The 21,059-nt window shown below is 69.5% G+C and carries 19 protein-coding genes; 9 read left to right on the top strand and 10 right to left on the bottom strand.

Features of this window, described 5'->3' with window-relative positions; translation table 11 throughout:
* Window positions 1–14: 14 nt before the first annotated feature.
* A complete protein-coding gene (locus tag AB0M46_RS24270) occupies window positions 15–593 on the bottom strand; it encodes a hypothetical protein (RefSeq protein ID WP_363339243.1) in 579 nt (192 codons plus the stop codon).
* On the opposite strand from AB0M46_RS24270, the gene AB0M46_RS24265 reads away from it, so the two are divergent.
* A complete protein-coding gene (locus AB0M46_RS24265) occupies window positions 586–2,136 on the top strand; it encodes a N,N-dimethylformamidase beta subunit family domain-containing protein (protein WP_363339242.1) in 1,551 nt (516 codons plus the stop codon). The genes AB0M46_RS24270 and AB0M46_RS24265 overlap by 8 nt on opposite strands.
* On the opposite strand, the gene AB0M46_RS24260 is transcribed toward AB0M46_RS24265, so the two are convergent.
* The 8 genes from AB0M46_RS24260 to AB0M46_RS24225 all read right to left on the bottom strand — a co-directional run bounded on the left by AB0M46_RS24260 (window position 2,088) and on the right by AB0M46_RS24225 (window position 10,038).
* Window positions 2,088–3,437 carry an NAD-dependent succinate-semialdehyde dehydrogenase gene (locus AB0M46_RS24260; RefSeq protein ID WP_363339241.1) on the bottom strand — a complete coding sequence of 450 codons (1,350 nt, stop codon included), beginning with the start codon at window positions 3,435–3,437 and terminating at the stop codon, window positions 2,088–2,090. The two genes, AB0M46_RS24265 and AB0M46_RS24260, sit on opposite strands and share 49 nt — an antisense overlap.
* Window positions 3,438–3,589: 152 nt before the next feature.
* Window positions 3,590–4,027 carry a hypothetical protein gene (locus tag AB0M46_RS24255; protein WP_363339240.1) on the bottom strand — a complete coding sequence of 146 codons (438 nt, stop codon included), beginning with the start codon at window positions 4,025–4,027 and terminating at the stop codon, window positions 3,590–3,592.
* Window positions 4,024–4,962, bottom strand: a complete 939-nt coding sequence (locus tag AB0M46_RS24250) for an ABC transporter permease (RefSeq protein WP_363339239.1) — start codon at window positions 4,960–4,962, stop codon at window positions 4,024–4,026. Before AB0M46_RS24250 ends, AB0M46_RS24255 begins: the two co-directional genes overlap by 4 nt.
* Entirely contained in the window at window positions 4,959–6,068 is a 1,110-nt protein-coding gene (locus AB0M46_RS24245; protein WP_363339238.1) for an ABC transporter permease, read from the bottom strand. Before AB0M46_RS24245 ends, AB0M46_RS24250 begins: the two co-directional genes overlap by 4 nt.
* The gene (locus AB0M46_RS24240; protein ID WP_363339237.1) at window positions 6,061–7,605 is read right to left on the bottom strand and encodes an ABC transporter ATP-binding protein; all 1,545 of its coding nucleotides are present in this window, start codon (window positions 7,603–7,605) and stop codon (window positions 6,061–6,063) included. The genes AB0M46_RS24245 and AB0M46_RS24240 overlap by 8 nt, the downstream gene beginning before the upstream one ends.
* 61 nt (window positions 7,606–7,666) lie before the next feature.
* On the bottom strand, window positions 7,667–8,680 hold the full coding sequence (locus AB0M46_RS24235; protein WP_363339236.1) for a BMP family ABC transporter substrate-binding protein: 1,014 nt from the start codon (window positions 8,678–8,680) through the stop codon (window positions 7,667–7,669).
* Between the two features lie 74 nt (window positions 8,681–8,754).
* Window positions 8,755–9,270, bottom strand: a complete 516-nt coding sequence (locus AB0M46_RS24230) for a hypothetical protein (RefSeq protein ID WP_363339235.1) — start codon at window positions 9,268–9,270, stop codon at window positions 8,755–8,757.
* Between the two features lie 102 nt (window positions 9,271–9,372).
* Window positions 9,373–10,038: a fumarylacetoacetate hydrolase family protein gene (locus AB0M46_RS24225; RefSeq protein WP_363339234.1), complete on the bottom strand. Its 666-nt coding sequence runs from the start codon at window positions 10,036–10,038 to the stop codon at window positions 9,373–9,375.
* 275 nt (window positions 10,039–10,313) lie between these two features.
* On the opposite strand from AB0M46_RS24225, the gene AB0M46_RS24220 reads away from it, so the two are divergent.
* The 8 genes from AB0M46_RS24220 (at window position 10,314) to AB0M46_RS24185 (ending at window position 19,717) form a co-directional block, all read left to right on the top strand.
* Window positions 10,314–11,291, top strand: a complete 978-nt coding sequence (locus AB0M46_RS24220) for an NAD(P)-dependent oxidoreductase (protein ID WP_363339233.1) — start codon at window positions 10,314–10,316, stop codon at window positions 11,289–11,291.
* Window positions 11,292–11,369: 78 nt separating this feature from the next.
* On the top strand, window positions 11,370–12,026 hold the full coding sequence (locus AB0M46_RS24215; RefSeq protein ID WP_363339232.1) for a FadR/GntR family transcriptional regulator: 657 nt from the start codon (window positions 11,370–11,372) through the stop codon (window positions 12,024–12,026).
* Window positions 12,023–13,030 carry a hypothetical protein gene (locus AB0M46_RS24210; RefSeq protein ID WP_363339231.1) on the top strand — a complete coding sequence of 336 codons (1,008 nt, stop codon included), beginning with the start codon at window positions 12,023–12,025 and terminating at the stop codon, window positions 13,028–13,030. Before AB0M46_RS24215 ends, AB0M46_RS24210 begins: the two co-directional genes overlap by 4 nt.
* A 187-nt stretch (window positions 13,031–13,217) precedes the next feature.
* Window positions 13,218–15,230, top strand: a complete 2,013-nt coding sequence (locus AB0M46_RS24205) for an AMP-binding protein (RefSeq protein WP_363339230.1) — start codon at window positions 13,218–13,220, stop codon at window positions 15,228–15,230.
* A complete protein-coding gene (locus tag AB0M46_RS24200) occupies window positions 15,227–16,414 on the top strand; it encodes a thiolase family protein (RefSeq protein WP_363339229.1) in 1,188 nt (395 codons plus the stop codon). The genes AB0M46_RS24205 and AB0M46_RS24200 overlap by 4 nt, the downstream gene beginning before the upstream one ends.
* Entirely contained in the window at window positions 16,411–16,824 is a 414-nt protein-coding gene (locus AB0M46_RS24195; protein ID WP_363339228.1) for an OB-fold domain-containing protein, read from the top strand. Before AB0M46_RS24200 ends, AB0M46_RS24195 begins: the two co-directional genes overlap by 4 nt.
* Window positions 16,825–16,850: 26 nt before the next feature.
* A complete protein-coding gene (locus AB0M46_RS24190) occupies window positions 16,851–18,545 on the top strand; it encodes an MFS transporter (RefSeq protein ID WP_363339227.1) in 1,695 nt (564 codons plus the stop codon).
* Window positions 18,545–19,717 (top strand): acetyl-CoA C-acyltransferase, encoded by a 1,173-nt coding sequence (locus AB0M46_RS24185; RefSeq protein ID WP_363339226.1) that lies wholly within the window; start codon window positions 18,545–18,547, stop codon window positions 19,715–19,717. The genes AB0M46_RS24190 and AB0M46_RS24185 overlap by 1 nt, the downstream gene beginning before the upstream one ends.
* Window positions 19,718–19,840: 123 nt before the next feature.
* Here the strand turns inward: AB0M46_RS24185 and AB0M46_RS24180 are convergent, their stop codons facing one another.
* On the bottom strand, window positions 19,841–20,959 hold the full coding sequence (locus tag AB0M46_RS24180) for a glycoside hydrolase family 19 protein (protein WP_363339225.1): 1,119 nt from the start codon (window positions 20,957–20,959) through the stop codon (window positions 19,841–19,843).
* Window positions 20,960–21,059 lie beyond the last annotated feature (100 nt).

Below are 21,059 nucleotides of genomic sequence, written 5' to 3'. Positions count from 1 at the left end.
ACGGTCGTTGTTGATCAGTCCGCGGGCGCCGGGGTGAGGAGCCGGCCGTGGACGAACACGACGATCAGCGCCCATGGGTCGGCAGGATGGTCGAACCGGCGGCGGTAGGCGACGACCGCGGCGGCGAGGGCCTGCATCGCGTCCCCCAACGGGCTGGGCTGCGGGACCAGGCCGGTGAGTACGTCCGGGTCGAGGGTGTGGGCGTGGTGGACGCCCCGGCGGCGGAGCCAGGTCACGTGCTCGCCGCGGACCCGGCGCAGCCAGCGGCGCACGGTGGAGACCGGGCGGTGCAGCTCAGCGGCGATGCTCCGGGCGCCGCGCCCGTCCGCCTTGGCCACCAGCACGGCGCCGACGACGGCGGCCGTGTCGCCCAGGCGCGGCAGACAGCCAGCGGGCAGCAGCACCTGGGTGGCGTGGCACGACGAGCACCGAGCCCGGCGTGGACGCACCGTCAGCATCGAGCCGTCCAGCCGGCGTACCCGGCGGCGCGCAGCCCACGACCACGGCCGCAGGACGCCTGGGCACCGTGGGCAGGTCACGGTCCCGGCGGCCAGGTCGGCGTCGGCCCGGCCGGCGTCCAGCACCATGATCACAACAGCGGGCTCCTCGCACGTCGGTGAGCATGCCTACCACACCCCGGGCAGTCTAGGGGCCAACCCGCGTTGCCGACCCGCGCCAGCAACCGTCCACATACGACAGACGCTATCGACGCCCTTCACCGTCACCGAGGACACCGGCCAGCCGACGCCCCAACGAGCCGCCCGCCCCGATCGACGCTGCACGCTCACCCTGTCGCGCCAGACGCTCACCCTGTCGCCGCACACCAGAGCCAACAGGCCGGCCCGGCCACGTTCACCGGCAATGACGCAAACCCCCTCCACGTCCTCATCCCGAGAGTCGTCTAACAACCGGCACGGCGCCGGCGCCTGGGGCGACTTCATGGACGTCATGAAGGAGACCGAGTACACGGCCCGCTTCGCCGGGCACTGGGTGTACACCGGAACGGGTTTGCGCGACGGCGACCGGTTCGCGCTCGGCGCGGTCGGCTATGAGACGGACGCCGCGCTGTATCGGGACGTGGACGGTGTACCGCGGATCACCGGCGCCGACGGCACCCCGCCGTCGTTCGTCATCCTGGCCACGGCGGACCTGCGCCACTGGCGCCGCTACGGCCAGGGCGGCCACGCGACGATGGGCGTGTTCCGGCTGGGCGCGGGCACCGTGTTCAACGCGGCGACCGTGAACTGGGGCAACCGGCTCGCCGACCCGGTGGTCGACCGCATCACCCGCAACGTGCTGGACCGCCTCTCGGCGCCGCGGGACCCGTCCCGCTGGGACGCGATCGGACCGGCGCCGGAGTTGGCCGCGCTGGTCGCCTGCGAGCACGCCTTCTGGGCGTTGACCCCGGACGGCACGCTGCTGGTCCGCGCCGCCTGCGGCCAGAACCTTCCCTGGCGCCCGGCGGTTGCGCCCCGGGACGCCGCCGACGATCCGCCGGTGTGCCTCGCGGCGCCCCACGAGGCCGTTTCGGGGATGGCGGTCGGGCTGTACGCGGTCACGCCGCGGGGGCGCCTGCTCTACCGCGAGCCGGTCCGGGAGCCCGCGCCGTGGGAGGCGATCGGCACCGCACCGGCGGGGATCCGGGCGCTGGCCGGGGCCGACGGGACGCTCTTCGCCATCACCGAAGACGATCGGATCCGATGCCTGCCGTTGGCCCGGCTCGCGGAGGGCGACCGCTGCTGGACCGACGCCGGGAGCGCCGCGGAAGCGGTCAGCCTTACCGCGGCCGGCGGGCTGCTCTTCGCCGTCGACCGCCGCGGCCGGCTGCGGTGCCGGCCGCCGGCGGCCGGCGGCCACGGAGGCGACCTGATCGGACCTCGGCCCGGCCGGCGACCGCACGATCATCGCCGGGTACGACGGACATCTGGCCGGCCCCGGCGACGACGGCCTGCTGCGATGGCGCGACATCGCCCCCTCGAACTGACGAGGCCCACTCGAACTGACGAGCGCCACCGCCACGCGGCGCAGCGATCACCGTGGGGCCGGACGGGTCCGGGACCCACGGGCCCAACGTGCGGATCCGCGGGTCAGATCCGCACGATGCGCTTGTTCATGAACTCCTCGACGCCGAGCTGACCCAGCTCACGGCCGATCCCGGAACGCTTTACCCCGCCGAACGGCAGGTCGGCCTGCGACCCTTCGGTCGCGTTGATGTAGACCATGCCGACGTCGAGCTGACGTCCAACCCGGCGAGCCCGCTCCACGTCGCTGCTGAAGACCGCGGCACCGAGCCCGAACGGCGTGTCGTTGGCGAGCCGTACCGCCTCGGCCTCGTCCTCTACCCGGAAGACGATCGCGACCGGGCCGAAAAGCTCCTGCTCGTATGCTTCGGTGCCGGGGCGTATGTCGGTCAGTACGGTCGCCTCGACCCACGCGCCGGGCCGGTCCAGCCGACGTCCGCCGGTACGCACCACCGCGCCCTCCTCGACGGCGCGCTCGAGCTGGGCCATGAGGGTCTCCGCCGCCTGCGTCGACGAGAGCGGCGCGAGCGTCGTCGCCTCATCCGCCGGGTCGCCGAGGACGAGCGCGGCGGTCTGCGCGGCGACCTCCTCGACGAACGCGTCGTAGAGATCCGCCATGACGATCATCCGCTTCGGCGCGTTGCAGGCCTGCCCGGAGTTGCCCATCCGCGCGGCCACCGCCATCGCGGCCGTCGCCTTCACATCGGCCGTGTCGAGCACGATCAGCGGGTCGGAGCCGCCGAGCTCCAACACGACCTTGGTGAGGTGTGCACCGGCGATCGCCGCGACAGCCGCGCCGGCCCGTTCGCTTCCGGTCAGCGAGACGCCGTGTACCCGCGGATCGGCGATGATCTCGGCAACCTGCTCATTCGACGCATAGACATTGATGTACGCGTCGGCCGGCACGCCCGCGTCGTGCAGAAGCCGCTCGATCGCGGCCGACGAGGCGGGGCAGGAGGGTGCGTGCTTGAGCAGGATCGTGTTGCCGAGGATCAGGTTCGCCGCGGCGAACCGCGCAACCTGGTAGTACGGGTAGTTCCACGGCATGATCCCCAGAACAACGCCGATGGAGCGCTTCTCGATGACGGCCGCGGCCCCCTCCACCTCCAGCGTCTCGTCGGCGATCATGGCCGCGCCGTTCTCGGCGTAGTAGCGGAAGATGCGGGCGGTGAGCCAGAGCTCGCCCTTGCCCTCGGCCGGGCGCTTGCCCATCTCCCGCATCACGAGCGCGGCCAACTCGTCGGAGCGCTGGTCGAAGAGGTCGGCCGCACGACGCAGCGCCGCCGCGCGTTCCTCGACCGGCCGGTCGCGCCAGCGGGTGTGCTCCCGGTCGGCCCGGTCGATCACCGCTGGTACGTCGCTGTCGGCCATGGTCGGGAACTCCTGCTCCACGACGCCTGTTGCCGGGTTGGTCACTCGGTACACCTGGTTGGTCCTCTCGTTATGGCGTTGCGGCTATCCGGCGTCCGGCCCCGGATCGGCCGCTGACGGGTGTTCTCGCCCGGCCCGGTCACCGGCGGTACGGTGCGACCGTGCCCCGTTCGCCGTGCCCGTTGCGGGCGCGATGGCTACGGGGCGACCTCGCCGGGCAGCAGCCACGGTGCGGGCAGCAGGTCACCGAAGCGGGCCCGAACGAGCTCGCCGCGGTGTGGCAGTACGACCGTCATGTCCGGTGCATAGAACCCGAGAAGCTCGCGGCAGACTCCGCACGGCGAGGTCGGCTCCGGCTCGTCCGCCTCGGTCATCTTGATGACCGAGGCGCAGGCGACCGGGGCGGCAAGCCCCTGCGACCGGACGATACCGAGGGCAACCTGTTCGGCACAGACGTTGATCCGCCGCGAGCCGAGGTGCACGCCGGTGACGACTGCGCCGTCGGCGAGCAGCAGCGCCGCGGCAACGTGATGACGACCGAGCACGAAGCCGCTGCGCAGGGCGTCGCTCGCGGCTTCAACGAGCAGCCGGTCCGACTCACCGGCCGGCTGGGTGGGGATGACGATCGCGCTCATTCGGCCACCTCGCGGCGGCGCGCCGCGCCGAGCCGCCAGGCCCGAATAGCGCAGGTGACGCTGATCGCGACGATCGCGAGCACGTAGGGGACCATCTGCACGACGTTGGGCGGCAACGCGATGCTGCTGAGCTGCACCCGCAGCCCCAACGCCTCGGCAAGTCCGAACATCAGGCTCGCGGCCCAGGTGTACCAGGGGTTGAGCTGGCCGAAGATGGCCGCGCTGAAGCCGGTGAAGCCGCGTCCGGCGGTCATGCCGACGGTGAACTCCGAGGCGTATCCGAGCGCAAGGTGCGCCCCGGCGATACCGCTCAAGAGACCGGAGTAGAGCACACTCACCGCCTTGACGAGGGTGGGCGAGACCCCTGCGGTGCGGGCCGCGTCCGGCTTCTCGCCGACCGCGCGGATCGCCAGGCCGAACGGTGTGCGATACAGCATGATGTGGGTGACCGCGACCAGCACGACGGCGACGTAGACGAGCAGCGTCTGGCCGCTCAAGGCCGGGCCGAGGATCGGGACCTTCTCCAGCAACGGGATCCGGATCGCGGGCAGCCCCACCATCCCGTCCGGCCGGAACGTCCCCTGCACACCAAAGATCGCATGGAGGAGGAAGGCGGTGAGCCCGGCGGCGAGCAGGTTGATCGCGATGCTCGCGACGATGTCGTTGGCGCCGAACCGGAGAACCGCCAGCGCGAGCAAGGCACTCACGAGCGCTCCGGCCAGCATGCCGCCGACGATGCCCAGGTAGATGTTGCCGGTCCAGGCGGTGACCGCGATCGCCGCGAAGCAACCGGTGATCATCTGCCCTTCCAGTGCAATGTTGTAGACGCCCGCCCGCATGGTGATCAGTCCGCCGAGGCCCGCGAGGAGCACGGGGGCGGCGACCCTGACGGTGCTGGCGAGGAGGTCTGCGTCGAAGAAGGCGGAGAGGCTCATGCGTCACTCCTTGCCCGGCGGCGGCCGAACCGGGCGAGCAGGTGCGGCGCGCGGCGCTGGAAAAGCTGATAGCCGACGCGCGCGGTGATGACGAGGATGACGATCGCCGAGATGACGTCGACGACGTCGCGAGGCGTATCTGTGTAGAGCTGCAGGCTCGTTCCGCCGTTCTTCAACCCGCCGAAGAAGACACCGGAGATGATGATCGCGAATGGGTTGTTCTGTGCGACGAGCGAAACCGCGACGCCTTGGAAGCCAAGGTTTCCCGCGAAGTCGTTGGGGAGCCGGTGCATCGAGCCGAGCAGTTCCAGGCCGCCGGCGAGCCCGGCGAGCGCCCCGGAGGTCATCATGGTTCGCACGAAGATCCAACGGTTGCTCATCCCCGCGTACGCGGAGAACTGCCGGTTGTCGCCGAAGGTACGGATCTCGAAGCCGTGCCGCGACCGCATCAGGTACCAGCCGACAAAGACCGCTACGACCATGCTGACGTAGAGGCCGATCGTCGCGGGCTTGTGCCAGGCGAGCGGATGCAGCCACAGGTTCCGCGGTATCTGGTCGGATGAGAGCGAGGCGCCGAGCGCGCCACGCCCCTTCAGCGGCCCGAGCACCAGCCACGAGACGAGCAGCGCCGCTACCTGTATCAAGAGAATCGTCGTAATGATTTCCGGTACGCCCCACCGAACCCGCAGTATCGCCGCGGGCAGTGCCCACAGCGCTCCGCCGAGCGCCGAGACCAGCAACACCAGCGCTATGCCGACGGCGCCGGGCAGGTGCGGGGCTACGTAGAGGCCGACGACCGTGCCGGTCAACGCTCCGATATAGAGCTGACCGTCCATGCCGATGTTCCAGATCCGGGCCCGGAACGCGACCGCGGTGGCCAAACCCGTGAGTATGAGCGGCGTCGCCCAGCGCAGCATCCCGTGGAAATCATCGACGAAGCTGCGCAGCAGGGTGGCGAAGACCGACCCGGCGTTGTAGCCACTGACCCAGAGCACGACCGCCACGATGAGAAACGCCAGTATCAACGAGAACAGCTGTCGAGCGATCCCCTGAAGCGCGCCGGGGAGCAGATCCGTCAGCCGCCTCGCCGCGGTTGTCTTACGCACCGCCACCTCCAGCAGGCAGTTCCGGTTCGGCAACAGCCGAGATTCCGGCCATGTGCATTCCCACCTCATTCGCGTCGGCCGTCGCGGGGTCGAGCCGCGCCACGAGTTGGCCGTCATACATCACGTACAGGTCGTCGGAGAGCGACATGACCTCGTCGAGTTCGGCGGAGACGAGCAGTACCGCGCTCCCCCGATCGCGCAGGGCGACGATCTCCCGGTGAATGTTTTCGATGGCGCCGACATCGACGCCGCGGGTCGGTTGGGCGATGAGCACGACCGCCGGATCGCCGCCGAGTTCCCGGGCGACGACGACCTTTTGCATGTTGCCGCCGGAGAGAGCGGCGATCGCCTGGTCGGGGCGGCCGGCGATGCCGAACCGTTCGATCATGGCCGTGGCTTCCTCACGGACGGCCGCCGTCCGAACCACGCCGAACCGGGTGAATCTCTTCTGCCGGTACGTCGTCGATACCAGGTTGTCCTCAATGGAGAGATTCGGCGCCAGGCCCCGCTTGAGTCGATCCTCGGGGATGTGACCGATGCCGAGGTCACGACGGCGACGGGGGGTCGAGCGCGTGATGTCCGTCTGCGCCAACTCGATCGAACCCGATTCCGCCGGGCGCAGCCCGGCCAGGCACTCGATCAGCTCCGTCTGCCCATTTCCCTCGACCCCGGCGATGCCGGTGATATTGCCGGCTCGCAGTTCGATCGTGACGCCGCGCACGGCCATCTGACCACGATCGTCCTTGGCTTCCAGGTCACGGACGTCGAGTCGGACGTCGCCCGGTTCGGACGCATCCTTGACAACAGAGGTAAGGACGTCCCGGCCGACCATGGTCCGAGCCAGCTCACGTTCGTCGGTCTCGGCGGCAGCGAAATGGCCGGTGACTCGGCCGCGCCGCATCACCGTGATCTCGTCGCTGACCGCCATCACCTCTTTCAGCTTGTGGCTGATGAAGAGCACGGCCTTGCCGACCGAGGTGAGTTGGCGGATGACCCGACCGAGCTCGACCGCCTCCGGTGGGGTCAGGACCGCCGTAGGCTCATCGAGAATGAGCACGTCCGCACCGCGGTGCAGGGCCTTGAGGATCTCGACGCGCTGCTGCGCGCCGACCGGCAGGTCCCGAACGAGCGGGTCGGGCTCGATGTGCAGGCCATACTCCTCGCTGACCCGCGCGACGATCTCGCGCGCGCGACGTCGGTCGATGAGGCCGCGCCGCTTCGGGGCCGAACCAATGATCACGTTGTCCGCGACGCTCAGCGACGGTACGAGCATGAAGTGCTGGTGCACCATGCCGATTCCGCGCGCGATAGCGTCACGCGGGCCGTGGAACGACACGGGTTCGTCGTTGATGCTGATCGTGCCCGAGTCGGGCTTGACCAGGCCGTAAAGGGTGTTCATGAGCGTGGACTTGCCGGCGCCGTTCTCGCCAACGATCGCGTGCACCGTGCCGGCCTCGACGACAAGGCTGACCTCGTCGTTGGCGATGAGCCGCCCGTACCGCTTCGTGATCCGGTCCAACTGAATGTGCATCGTCATCGATGGCCCCCTGCTGGTGGGAGGGACGGCGGGTGGCGCTGCACCGCCCGCCGCCGTTATCTCAGGACTTGGGCCAGGTCGTGTCGTGTTGGACCTTGAGCGACCCGGACTTGACATCCGCGGTGATCTTTTCGGCCAGCGTGACGAGCTTCGCGGCGTCCGCATCCCGCCCGCTCGCCTTGCCCCACTTGGTCACGGGGTCCGTCGGGAAGGAGTACCCACCGTTGGTGAGGTCGATGAAACTGTGCTCACCGCCCGCGAACTTCCCGTTCTTGAAGTTCTCGCAGCCCAGGTAGACATTCTGACCGAAGCTGCTGCCGACGTAGGAGACGAAGTTCTTCGGCGCCCGGTCGGAGTAGTCGCCGACGTCGCCGATGACCAGAGCATTCGCCTCGATCGCTCCGTCGATGACGCCGAGCTGGGTCTTGGCGGCGGCGGTGACGATCACGTCAACGCCCCGGCTCGTCATCGCCTTGGCGATGTCCTTGCCCTTCGCCGGATCCTCGTAGGAACCGGCGACCGCGGTGGAGACGGCGATGTTGGGGTTGACGCTGCGCGCGCCCTGGATCATGCCGTTGACCGCGGCCGTGATGGTCGGGTCCTGGTCGCCGGCAACGAACCCGATCTTGCCGGAGACCGTGAGGGTCGCCGCCGCCGCACCGGCGATGTAGTAGGTGCTGTCGCCGCGGTACTCGGTGTCCCACACATTCGCGACGTGACCGCCGTTGACGTTGATGAACTGGTAGACCGCGCCAAACTTGGTTTGCGGGAAGTCCGCAGCGACCGACTGGGTCGCCGGGGACATGTCCGGGAAGGTGGTGAAGATCAGGTCATAGCCGCTCTGCGCGACCGCACGCACATCGTTCTCGTGCGCGGCCGTCTCGATCGACTCGAACGTCTTGGTCTCGAATCCGAAGTCTGTCGCACACTTTTTCAGGCCGGCGGCCATGTCATCCATCGGACCTTGATCGCCGAAGCGCTGGTTACCGATGAGGGCCACCTTGATCTTCCCCGACGGTCCCGCGCTCTGGTCGGTGCCCGGTTCGGCACCGGATGCGCAGGCACTGACGGCCATGACGCAGACGACTGCGCCGACGAGCGCAGCCCTACTGACTCGATACGACATCTGCGTTCCTTCGGTTCGAGGGGTCAGTCGTTGCTCGGGACGAGTTCGTAACGCCAGCGGCAAACCGCGTCGCCGCGGCCAGCACATTCCGGCTGCGTCATGACGATGCGCGGGCTGACCGTCTCCAGGCAGCCGCGGTCCCAGTCCGCAGAGATGTCGCACGATTGTTCCGGTGCGCCCAGGTACTCCACCGGCCGGTGATACGGCCAAACCTCGGCCGGCACCGTGAACTCGTAGACCGTGTCGGTCGCGATGATCTCCTTGTAGACATACATTCCGGTGAGGTCCATCAGCTGATGGGTGAAGCGGCCCCACTCGGTCGGCGTGCAATCCTTCGGCACCAGCTCGTGGGCCAGCATGTCTTCGCCCGTACGCCGACCGAGATGCTTCATGCCCTCGCTGAGGATCGGCAGGCTCTCTGGGCCATATGCTTTGTAGGTCGCCGCCATGAGCGCGAACATCCCGACGAGCGGGTTGGTCCACTCCGGCGCGCGAGCAATGGGCATGCCCCCCAGCGGGGCCTTTTCTTCCATGGTCACGAGTGCTTTTCCGTTCCTTGTCAGGCCGTGCGGGACTGTTTTCTGGCCAATGCCTTCCCGGAAGAACCGCCGGGCGGCGCAGGCGCGCCGCCCGGGCGAGACTCAGGCGGATTCGGCGACGATCGGGGTGCTGAGCGTGCCGATGCCTTCGATCTCGACCTCGATGGTGCTGCCGGGCGTGAGCCAGCGCGGCGGGGTGAACGACATGCCGACGCCTCCCGGAGTACCGGTGGCGATCAGGTCGCCGGGCAGGAGGGTGGTGGCCCGGCTCGCCGCGGCGATGATCTCCCGGAGCGAGAAGATCATGTTTCGGGTGTTGCTCCGCTGGACTACCTCGCCGTCGAGGCGGCAGAGGATCTCCAGGTTCTGGGGGTCGGGCAGTTCGCTCGCCGGAACCAGCCGGGGCCCGACCGGGGCGAAGGTGTCATAGGACTTGCCACGGGTCCACTGACCGTCGAGCGCCTGGTCGGCCCGTGAGCTGATGTCGTTGAAGCAGGTGTAGCCGGCCACGTAATCGAGCGCATCGTCCGCCGCGATGTCGCGCCCCTCCCGGCCGATCACCAAGGCAAGTTCGGCCTCGTAATCCACCTTCTCGACGCCGGCCGGGATGACGATCGGGCTGCCGTGCGCAACGAGACTCGTCGCCCACTTCCCGAACAGGACGGGGAAGGTGGGCGGCGTCGCCCCGGACTCCTCGGCGTGGTCCCGATAGTTCAACCCGACGCAGATGATCTTGCCGGGAAGATCGATGGGTAGGGCGTGTGGCATGCGAATCCTCTTCTCGCGCAGCTGTTGCGACCGCAGCCGCGATCGGATGTCCGCCGACGCTAGGAGGCGAGTTGTCAGTTGTCAAGCAACCCGTCATCAGATACCTTGCATCTCAGCCGAGCCGGTGCCCGATCATGGACCCGGAGGGCTCGCCCACCGCGATAACCGTGTCCACTCGGGCAGCAACAGCCACTCAGATGGGTTCGCCGACAAGGACGTCCCCCCGGTAGATCCGCCCACCGGGAACGTCCCCGTCGGCAGAAGTGGAGAGCACTGTGACAGGCACACCGAACACCGCGATCGCCATCGCCTCCGGAACATTCGCCACAGACACGTCCGAGGCTCCGGAGGCGACTACGACCATCAGCCACGTCAACGCCGCCGACCAGGCCGCGCTCGCCGGGCTCACCGACTGCGACGCGCTCGTGGTGGGACTTGCGCCGCTCGGCCCGGCCGAGCTTGCCGCCCTGCCCAGCCGCGTACGCGTCATCGGCCGCGCCGGGATCGGCCTGGACTCCATCGACCTCGCCGAAGCAGAACGCCTCGGCATCGCCGTCGTGCACCAGCCGAGCTACGCCACCGACGAAGTCGCCGACCACGCGACGGCGCTGGTCTACGCCCTCACCCGGCACGTCGTGCTCGCCGACACCGTCGCGCGGACCGCCTGGCCCAGCTGGGACCGGTTCGGGGGCGTGCCCAGCCTGGCCGAGAGCACCCTCGGCCTCGTCGGGATCGGCCGGATCGGCGCAGCGGTCGCTCGGCGACTCGCCCCGGCCGTCGGCCGCATCCTCGCCTTCGATCCCGGTGTCACCGAAGCCCCCGACGGCATCGAACTCGTCGGCAGCCTCGACGAGCTGCTCCGGTCGAGCACCATCGTCTCGCTGCACGCGCCGCTCACGCCGCAGACGACCCACCTCATCAACGCGGCCGCACTCGCCGCGATGCCTGCCGGTTCCTTCCTGGTCAACGTCTCCCGCGGCGGCCTCGTTGACGAGCACGCCCTCGCCGCGGCTCTCGCCGACGGCCATCTCGCCGGCGCCGCCGTCGATGTGCTCAGCGCGGAACCACCACCGGCGGAGAACCCGTTGCTCAGCGCGGCGCGTACGATCCTTTCTCCGCACATGGCATGGTTGTCACGCTCAAGTCAGGATCGCTTGCGACGATGGACGCTCACGGATGTCGCTCTGGTCGCGCAGGGTGCGGCCCCGCGTCATGGCCGACTCGCGGTGAATGGATCGCCCAAGCGCCGGTAACCACGAAAGCGACTTTCTGACATGACTCTGGAAAATCACGGATTCGGTGTTATCCCCCCTCGTCGGGCCGCCCATGAGGTGATCGCGCAGATCAAGCAGCAGATCATCGCGGGCATGTTGAAGCCAGGCGACCGGCTCCCGAGCGAACAGGAGCTCGCCGCGCGCCTCGGCGTCAGCCGTCCGACGGTGCGCGAATCGCTGCGGGCGCTCACCTCGATGAATATCGTCGAGACCCGGCACGGCGAGGGCTCGTTCGTCGCCTCGCTCAAGGCTCAGGACCTGATCGAACCGCTTGATTTCGTCCTCCGCGTGGACGACGACGCCATCCATCACCTCTTCGAGGTGCGCTCGTTCATCGAAGCTGGCTCCGCCCGACTCGCCGCTGAACACGCCTCGGACGAGGACGTCCGTGAGCTCCAGCAGCTCGTCGGGGAGTACAGCGACCGGATCGACGACCTGGACCACTGCGTACGCCTGGACATGGCGTTCCATCGCAGAATCGCCGCTGCGAGCGGCAATCCGCTGCTCGGCAACCTGCTCGACAGTCTGGTCGGCCTCTCCGCGCAGAGCCGTCGGCGGACCGGGTCGGACCTCACCACCCGGCAGCGGGCCGCCCACGACCACACCCTCATCCTCACCGCCATCGCGGAGCGCGACCCGGACAAGGCTCAGGACGCCATGCTCCGGCACCTCGACCACGTCTCCGAAGTGCTCAAGCGAGTGGAAGGTCCATGAGCCCGAACCCTGCGCCGCCGGCGGCGCACCCGACCTTCACCAACGCGCACGCCCAGATGTGCACCGTCATCACCGCGATCACCGACGCCTGGGGCGCCGACGGCGAGGCGATCATCCGGCACGTCTACCGCGACCTGGGCCACCACACCGGCGCCGAGATGATCGCGACCGGTGTCGTGCCGGCCGGCGCTGACCTGGAGACCTACGGCCGGGTCAGCGAACAAATCATGGATACGTGCGGCCTCGAAGGCTGGACCCGAGTGGCGACCGACGCGGTCGAACACCGCACGATCGTGCCCGGGTGCGCCGCGTACGTACCGCTCTTCGAATATCTCCAGGCCCCGGCGAACATCTGCTCGCTACCGTTCGAGTGGGACAACGGCTGCCTCGACGTCATCAACGACGACCTCGAGGTCTGGCCGCGTAGCTGCGTCTACCGGGGCGCCGGCGAGTGCCACTATGTCATCTCGCTGCGCGACCAGGACCGCTCCCAGCCGGCACAGGCCCCTACCGCCGCACTGCCTGCCGGCACTGCACGGCCCGCCGCCGCTGTCGCGGTTCAGGCGGAACCGACCTGGACGAACCCCACCGCCGGGCTCCTCGCGCTCATTGGTGCCGCCGTTGCCGCCTACGGCGACGAGGCGTACGCGGTGCTCCGCCCGGCCTTGCATGCGCTCGGCGCGAAGGCCGGCGCGGACGAGGTTGCCTCGCCGGCCGCGGACGCGGCACAGATCGCCGAACTGATCGTTCGCCGTTACCGAGCCGCCGGATTCACCGAAGCCACCGCGGTCGCGGAGGCCGACGGGCGCTGGCGCGTCGACCTCGGACACAACCCGTACGGTCCGGTCCTGGCGCGCTTTGCCGCGCACCGCGCTGCCGCCACACTCTTCGCCGAGTACGACGATGGTTGGGCCACCGCAGCGCCACGGGTCGACCTCGTCACGGCGGCGGACGGCTGGGCCGCTGCGGGCCAGCACACGTTCACCATCTCCGCACGCAGCTAAGCCGTACGCGGCTAGACCGTACGCGGGCTAAGCCGTCCCGTACGGCGTACCGACTCAAGAGTCGCCGCCCCGCTGCCTGACGAGACCATCACACGCAGCGTCAGCCCCCCATGTCTCCTTCACGGACATTTCGGGTGTACCACCATCAAACAACGACGGAGCACCACCATCCCTCTCGGAGCGTTCGATGAATGCCGTGCCGTCCGCCACCGACCCCATGATCTGGCGCCCATCCGAAGAGGAGCTGCGCGCCAGCCGCATCCTCGCCTTCGCCGGAGAACACAACATCCTCTCCGTCAGTGAGCTGGTTCGCCGCGCCGACGAGGATCCGGCCTGGTTCTGGGGCGCGGTCGCCGACTGGCTCGGCATCCAGTGGCAGGTGACGCCGTCCGCCGTCGTGGACGACCTCGACCGCGGAGCGTACGCCCGGTGGTACGTGGGCGGCTCGCTCAACCTCGCCGAGAACGCGGTCGACCGCTGGGTGCGCCAAGGGCGGGCCGGCGAAACCGCGCTGAGCTGGCAGACGGACGACGGCGCTACCGGGTCGTGGACCTTCCGTGAGCTCCAGGCACAGGTCGACCGGCTCGGGCATGGGCTGCGCAGCCTCGGCGTCCGGCCGGGTGACACAGTCGGCGTGCAGCTGCCGATGGTCCGCGAAGCCGCCGTCGCGCTGCTCGCGTGCGCCAAGACCGGCGCGATCTGCGTACCGGTCTTCTCCGGCTTCGGCCCGTCCGCTGTCGTCGAACGCCTGCGTGCGGCGGGTGCGAAGGTCCACATCGTCGCCGACGCGTACCGGCGCCGCGGTAGGCGCATCGACGTACGAACGGGGCTTGCTCCGGCGCTCGCCACCGTCCCGTCGATCGTCGCAACCGTTGTTGCCGCGCTCGACCCGATCGGGCCGGACATCACCGGTGCCGCGCCCGACCAGGCTGGCACCGGTGCGAAGGGCGCCCGTGCGACGCTGCGCTTCCCCGGTGAAGAAGACTGGGACCGGCTCGTCGCCGATGCCGACCCGCGCCCGCTCGACGGCGCCGTCCTCCCCGCCGACCACCCGTTGCTCATCGCGTACACCTCCGGCTCGACCGGGAGGCCGAAAGGCGTCGTCCTCACCCACGCCGGTTTCGCCGTCAAGGCCGGCAGCGACGCCGCCTTCTGCTTCGGCCTCGGTCCGGGCGAGGTCGGCACCTGGATCACCGACCCGGGCTGGATCATGTTCCCGATCACGCTGCTCGGCGGCTTGATCGCGGGCAGCGCCACCGCCCTCTTCGGCGGTACGCCCGACCATCCCGGCACCGACCGCATGTGGAACTTCGCTCGCGCCACCGGAGTCACGATGCTCGGCGTCTCACCGACGCTCGTGCGTACGCTGATGGGCGCCGGAGCCGACCCGTCCGCGGCGGGCGTACCGAGCCTGCGCCGTCTCGCTTCCAGCGGTGAGCCGTGGACCCCGGACGCCTACGCCTGGCTCTTCGCCGACGCGTTCGGCCGGGCACTGCCGATCATCAACTACTCGGGCGGCACCGAGGTCTCTGGCGGCATTCTTGCCAACACCACCGCCCAACCGATCTTCCCGTGCGCCTTCGCCGGTTCGCTTCCCGGTATGGCCGCCGACGTCGTGGACACCGAGGGCGTAACCCTCGGCGCGGGCGTCGGCGAGCTCGTGCTGCGCCGACCGTCGCCCGGCATGCCGTCGACGTTCTGGGAGGAGCCCGAGCGGTACGCACAGACGTACTGGGCGACCTGGCCGGGCATCTGGCACCACGGCGACTGGGCCGAACGGACGCCCGACGCCTGGTACATCCACGGTCGCAGCGACGACACGTTGAAGATCGCGGGTAAGCGCGTCGGCCCGGCCGAGGTCGAAGGCGTGGTCAACGCCGTACCCGGCGTGGTGGAGTCGGCGGCGATCGGCGTCCCCGACGGGATCAAGGGCGACGCGCTGGTCGTCTTCGCCCGCTGCGCCGACGATGCCGGAATCGACCCGTCCGAGCTGCCGCCCGCGATCAGCGCCGCCCTCGTCTCACACCTCGGCCCGACGATGCGTCCACGCAGTGTCCACATCGCCGCCATGCTGCCCCGCACCCGGAGCGGCAAGATCCTTCGTCGCGTCATCCGGGCGTTGTTCCTCGGCGAGCCGACCGGCGACGTCTCCGCGCTGCAGGACCCGTCGGCGCTCGCAGCGATCGAGGCGCTCCGATGATACCGACGCCGACCACGCCGAAACACCCGGCGCTCACTCCCACGATCGTCGGTATCGCTGAGCTGCCGCCCCGGCGTACCACCCCGGGGGTCACCACGCTGGAACTCATCGCGCAGGTCGCCGTGGCGGCGACCATCGATGCCGGCCTCGACCACCGCGCGATCGACGGGCTCGTCTGCGGCCCGCACGTCGGCGAAACGCCGCAACACGTCCCAGCGACCGTCGCCGAATACCTCGGCCTCCAATCAACCTTCGCCGACATTGTCGACCTCGGCGGCGCGACCGCGGCCGGGATGGTGTGGCGGGCCGGAGCGGCGATCGCCGCCGGCATGTGCACAACTGTCCTTTGTGTCCTTGCGCACAGCCGTGACCCGCAGACGCCCGCTCGATCCCCCAATCGCAACCCCATCCGCGAGTTTGACGTGCCGTACGGGGCGAGCGGAGCCAACCAGGCGTACGCGATGGTCGCGCAGCGGCATATGGCCGAGTTCGGCACCACAACCGAGCAGCTGATGACCGTTGCGGTCAAGGAACGCCAGAACGCCCAGACCAACCCGGACGCGGTCTTCTACGGACGTCCGATCACCCTCGACGATGTCCGCCGCTCCCCCATCGTCATGCGTCCCCTCCATCAGTACGAGATCGTCATGCCGTGCGGGGGCGCAGCCGCGCTCCTCGTGACCTCCGCCGACCGCGCGCGCGACCTGCGCAGCTCGCCGGTGACGCTGCTCGGCGCCGGTGAGTTCGTCACGCACCGAGCGCTCAGCCAGGCACCATCGCTGACCACATCGCCGCTCTCCGTCGCGATCGACCGGGCGTACCGGCAGGCCGGGATAGGCCCGTCCGACCTGGACCTGCTCTGCCCGTACGACTGCTACTCCATTCTGCTGCCGATCACCGTCGAGGATGCTGGCCTGTGCGCCAAGGGCGACGGCGGTCCGTGGGTCGCTGAACACGACTTTTCCCACCGTTCCCGGCTACCGATCAACCCACACGGCGGCCAACTCGGCTGCGGACAAGCCGACCTCGCCGGTGGGGCGGGCCACATCATCGAAGCCGTACGCCAGCTGCGCGGCACCGCGGCCGGGCGCCAGATCGACGGCACCGAACTCGCCCTCGTCACCGGAAACGGTGCAACCTTCAGTGAAGAGGTGGCGCTCGTGCTCGCCGGTGATCTCCGATGAACCGGGCGCCAGCACCGATGCCCCAACGGGTCAGCACGGCGCTCACCGCGGCGTACTGGGGCGCAGCCGATCGTGGCGAGCTGCTCTACCAACGCTGCGACGCGTGCGGCCGGGCACAGCTCTACCCCGGCGGGATCTGCCGCGGCTGCTGGTCAACCACGCTCTCGTACCATCCGGCGGCCGGAACCGGAACCGTCTGGACCTTCACCATCGCCGAGGTCGCCGGCCACCCCGCCTGGCAGGCGCGTACGCCGTACTGTCTGGCGATCGTCGAAATCGACGAGGGCCCGCGCCTGCTCACCCAGATCATCGGCGGTGACCCGTACGCTTTCCGCGTCGGCCAGCGGGTTCGGCTCGCGCCGCACGCGATCGCCGACGACGGACCACCGCTGCGGTTCATGCCGTGCTAGGCGCCGCGTCATCCGGCCCGGCCGATGTGCGTATCACGCGCTGGTACGCACACCGGCAACGCCTGCTCGTAGCGGCGACACAGGTCCTCGCCCTGTCGACGTGGTTCTCCGCCTCCGCCGTAGCGCCCGCGCTCACCGCGGCGCTGCACTCCGGCAGCGGCGCCGCCGCGCTGATGACCTCCTCGGTGCAGATCGGCTTCGTCGTCGGCGCGGTCGCCTCGGCCCTCCTGAACCTTCCCGAACGCGTACCGCTGCCCCTGCTCTACGGCGTGAGCGGCCTGCTCGCCGCCGCCTGCACAGCGCTCTTCCCGCTCCTCGTCACCGACCTCCCGACCGCAGTCACGCTTCGCGCGCTCACCGGCCTCTTCCTCGCCGGGGTTTACCCGATTGGACTGCGCCTCACCGCGTCCTGGGCGCCGACCGCTATCCGCGGACGCGCCTTCGGCCTCCTCGTTGGCGCGCTCACCCTCGGCTCGGCCCTGCCCCATCTCATCCGCGGCTTCGACGGCCTGCCGTGGAAGACAACGATGGTGGTCGCCGCCGGCATCGCCGCGATCGGCGCACTCGCCGCGCTCGCACTGCTCACCGTCGGACCGCACGCGACGGCCCCTGCTCCGAAGCGGTCATCGGCGCTCGGCCACCCCACCCACGGGTACGCCTGGCGCATGTTCGGCGCCCGTGAGCCACGCCTGGCGAACATCGGCTACTTCGGCCACATGTGGGAGCTCTACGCCTTGTGGGCCTGGCTGCCCGCGTTCTTCACCGCGGCCGCGCCGCACGTGTCCCGGACAACTACGAGCGTCATCGCCTTCGCGGCGATCGGTATCGGGGGTGTGATCGGCTGTCTCGCCGGTGGGTGGGCTGCGGACCGGATCGGCCGCGCCCGCACCGCGGCCAGCGCCCTCGCTGTCAGCGGCGCCTGCTGCCTCCTCTCGCCGATCGCGTTCGTCCTACCCACCGCCGCGCTCGCGCTCTTTCTTCTCCTTTGGGGAGCCGCGGTCATCGCCGACTCGGGCGTCTTCTCGGCCGCGCTCAGTGAAAGCGTCGATCCCCGCTACGTCGGAACCGCGCTCACCGCACAGACCGCTATTGGTTTCTGCTTGACCGTCGCGTCCATCCATCTCGTCCCGGTCGTCGCCGAGCTTGGATCGTGGCGATTCGCCTTCGCCATCCTCGCCCTCGGCCCCGCGATCGGCGTGGTCGCCATGCTTCGCCTGCACCGCGTCCATCAGCCACCGGACACCCTCGCTCGGCACCCATCGCCTCTTCGGTACCCGCCGTTTCCTCAGGAGGAACTCGTGAGCCACCACCCTCGCCCCGCCGTCGGTGACACCGCCGAACTCACCCGAATCGTCGGCCCTGAAGACATCCGGCTCTTCACCGAGATCAGCGGCGACCGCAACCCGCTGCATTACGACGCGGAACTCGCGGCGGCATCCCGATTCGGCGGGATCGTTGTCCAGGGCGGCGTCACCAGCGCGATCCTGAACGCCGTCGTCGCCGAGCGGCTCCCCGGCCCGGGTACCGTCTTTCTGAACGTCAACTGGGACTTCAAGGCCCCAGTACGCCCGGGGGACGAGATCACCGGTCGGGTCGAGGTCACCGCGGTCCATGCCACGAAGCCGGTCACCACGCTCAAGACCTCGGTCGTGCGCGCGGACGGTGTCACTGTCCTCGAGGGAACAGCGGTCTGCTACACCATGACCATGGGCCGGTCCTGATGTCCGCCGTCGACACAGCGGACGCTGTACTCCTGGTCTCCGCCGCGCGTACGCCGATCGGTCGCCTCAACGGCGCCCTACGTGACGTGGACGCCGTCGAGCTGGGGGCGACCGCGATCCGCGGCGCCCTCGATCGGCTTCCCGTCGCTGTCACCCCGCAGCATGCGTTCCTCGCGAACGTGGTGCAGGCGGGCAACGGCCAGAATCCGGCCAGGGTCGCGGCGGTCCGGGCCGGTCTGCCGTTGACCGTCCCCGCCACCACCCTGAACGACGTCTGCCCGGCGAGTATGAGCGCGGTCGGGCTGGCCGCCGCCATGATTGAACTCGGCCGCCTCGACTGCGCTCTCGTCGGCGGATTCGAGTCGATGAGTCGGGCACCGCACGGGGTCCGGATGCGCGGCCGCCGGGCGCTCGGCGACGCCGACCTCATCGACCTGCTCCTCACCGATGGCCTCACCTGTTCCCTCACCGGCCGGGGCATGGGCGAACTCTCCGACGAAGTCAACGCCGACCTCGGGATCGGCCGCGATGAGCAGGACGCGTTCGCCGCGGAGAGCCACCGTCGCGCGGACCGCGCGCGCCGCGACGGCACCCTCGCCCGGGAAATCGTTCCTTGCGCCGACGTCACCGCCGATGAGGGGATCCGCCCGGCCACAACACCGGAGATCCTCGCGGGTCTGCGTCCGGCCTTCGCCGCCGACGGCACGATCACCGCAGGCAACGCCTCGCAGCTTTCCGACGCCGCCGCCGCGGGAATCCTGACCAGCCGGCGATACGCCAGCGAACACGGCCTGCAACCACTCGTCGCGGTGGTCGGCTGGCGCGCCATCGCCGGACCCGACGCCAGCCTGCACAGCAAGCCGGCGGCAGCGGCGAGACAGCTGCTTGACGCGTACGGCCTCGCCCCGCGCGACATCGACCTGTGGGAGATCAACGAGGCGTTCGCCGGTGTTGTCCTCGCCGCCGTCCGCGACCTGGGCATCGACCTCGACGTCGTCAACGTCAACGGCGGCGCGATCGCGCTCGGTCATCCGCTCGCCGCGTCCGGGTTCCGGCTCGTACAGACCCTCGCCGAGGCCATGGTCGCCGGAGAGCGCCCCTTCGGCGTCGCGACGATGTGCGGCGGCGGCGGCCAGGGTCAGGCGATTCTGCTGCGCCTGATTCACCCATGACGAGATCTGCAGACACAGTGGGGGCTACATTGCGCCAGAGCCGAATACTTGCTGCCCCTCACCATGGCGGAGGACCGGTCACGCCGTGAGCGTGGCCGGTCCGCCGATGATGGTATGTCCGGATCAGCAGGTCAGGTTGCCGCCCGCCGGTACACCGAGAATGCCGACGAACTGGTTGTAGAGGTTGACCCGGCTCTGCATCTGGGCGGGGTTGCCGCCGTTGCACTCGATGCTGTTGATCGCGCGGATCGTGGTACCGAATCCCTGGCCGTTGACCATCGCGTTGTGCGACGTCGTGCCCGCGCCGCCGGTACCGGTCATCCAGTACCACAGCCCGGTCTGCCACGAGATCGACGAGTTGGTCGCCACGAGGTTCGGGTTGTTGAGCAGGTCGACGCCGAGCGCGTCGCCCGCGGCCTTGTAGTTGAAGTTCCAGCTCAGCTGGATCGGGCCGCGGCCGTAGTACGCGGCCTGGCCGGCCGGGCAGCCGTAGGGCTGACTGTAGTCGCAGTAGTGCGGGTAGTTGGCGGTGTTGATCTCGTTGATGTACACCAGACCGCCGGTCTCGTGGCTGACGTTGGCCAGGAACGCCGCGGCCTCCTGCCGCTTGACCGTGTCGCTGCCGGTCGTGGCGAACGCGGGGTACTTCTTCATGGCGTCGGTCAGCCCGGCGTACGTGTAGAAGGAGTTCCGGCTCGGGAACATCTGGTTGAACTGGGCCTCGCTGACCACGAAGCCGGTCGTCCCGCCACCACCACCGCCGGGGACGGTCCATTTCTGGTTGGCGCCGCCGGAGCAGGTCCAGATCTGCAGCGGCGTGCCGTCGGCGGAACTCGGGCCCGTGGCGTCGAGACACTTGTTCGCCTGCGGGTTGACGATGTCGCGGGCGGCGTTGGCGACCCACTGCTGTGCACCGGTGCCGTTGCAGTCCCAGAGCTGGACCTTGGCCCCGTCGGCCGTGGAGCCGGCGGAGACGTCAAGGCACTTGCCGAGGGCGCGGATCGTGCCGTCGGTACCCACGGTCCAGCTTTGGGCGTTGGTGCCGTTGCACGTCCACAGCTGCACCTTGGTGCCGTTCGCGGTGTTGGCGCCGGAGACATCGACGCACTTGCCGCCGTAGCCGGTGATTGCGCCGGTGCCCGCGGCGGCCGCGGCTCCCGGGATGAGGATGAAGGCGCCGAGGACGGCAGCGACGGCCGCGACGAGCACCCGGCGCAGGCGCGCCGATCGTGAATTGTCCATGGTGGACTCCTGGGCGAGGGAGCGGGCGGGGCATGGACCCTGATCCATCGGGGGCCTTTTTCATATCGCAAACTTGGCTAACTGTAAAGAGTCCTTCCTT

It is taken from the genome of Dactylosporangium sp. NPDC051485 (genome assembly GCF_040682015.1).
Taxonomy (GTDB): Bacteria; Actinomycetota; Actinomycetes; order Mycobacteriales; family Micromonosporaceae; genus Dactylosporangium.
The sequence above is the reverse complement of the archived record's forward strand: the minus strand, read 5'-3'. Positions and strand labels throughout refer to the sequence as shown.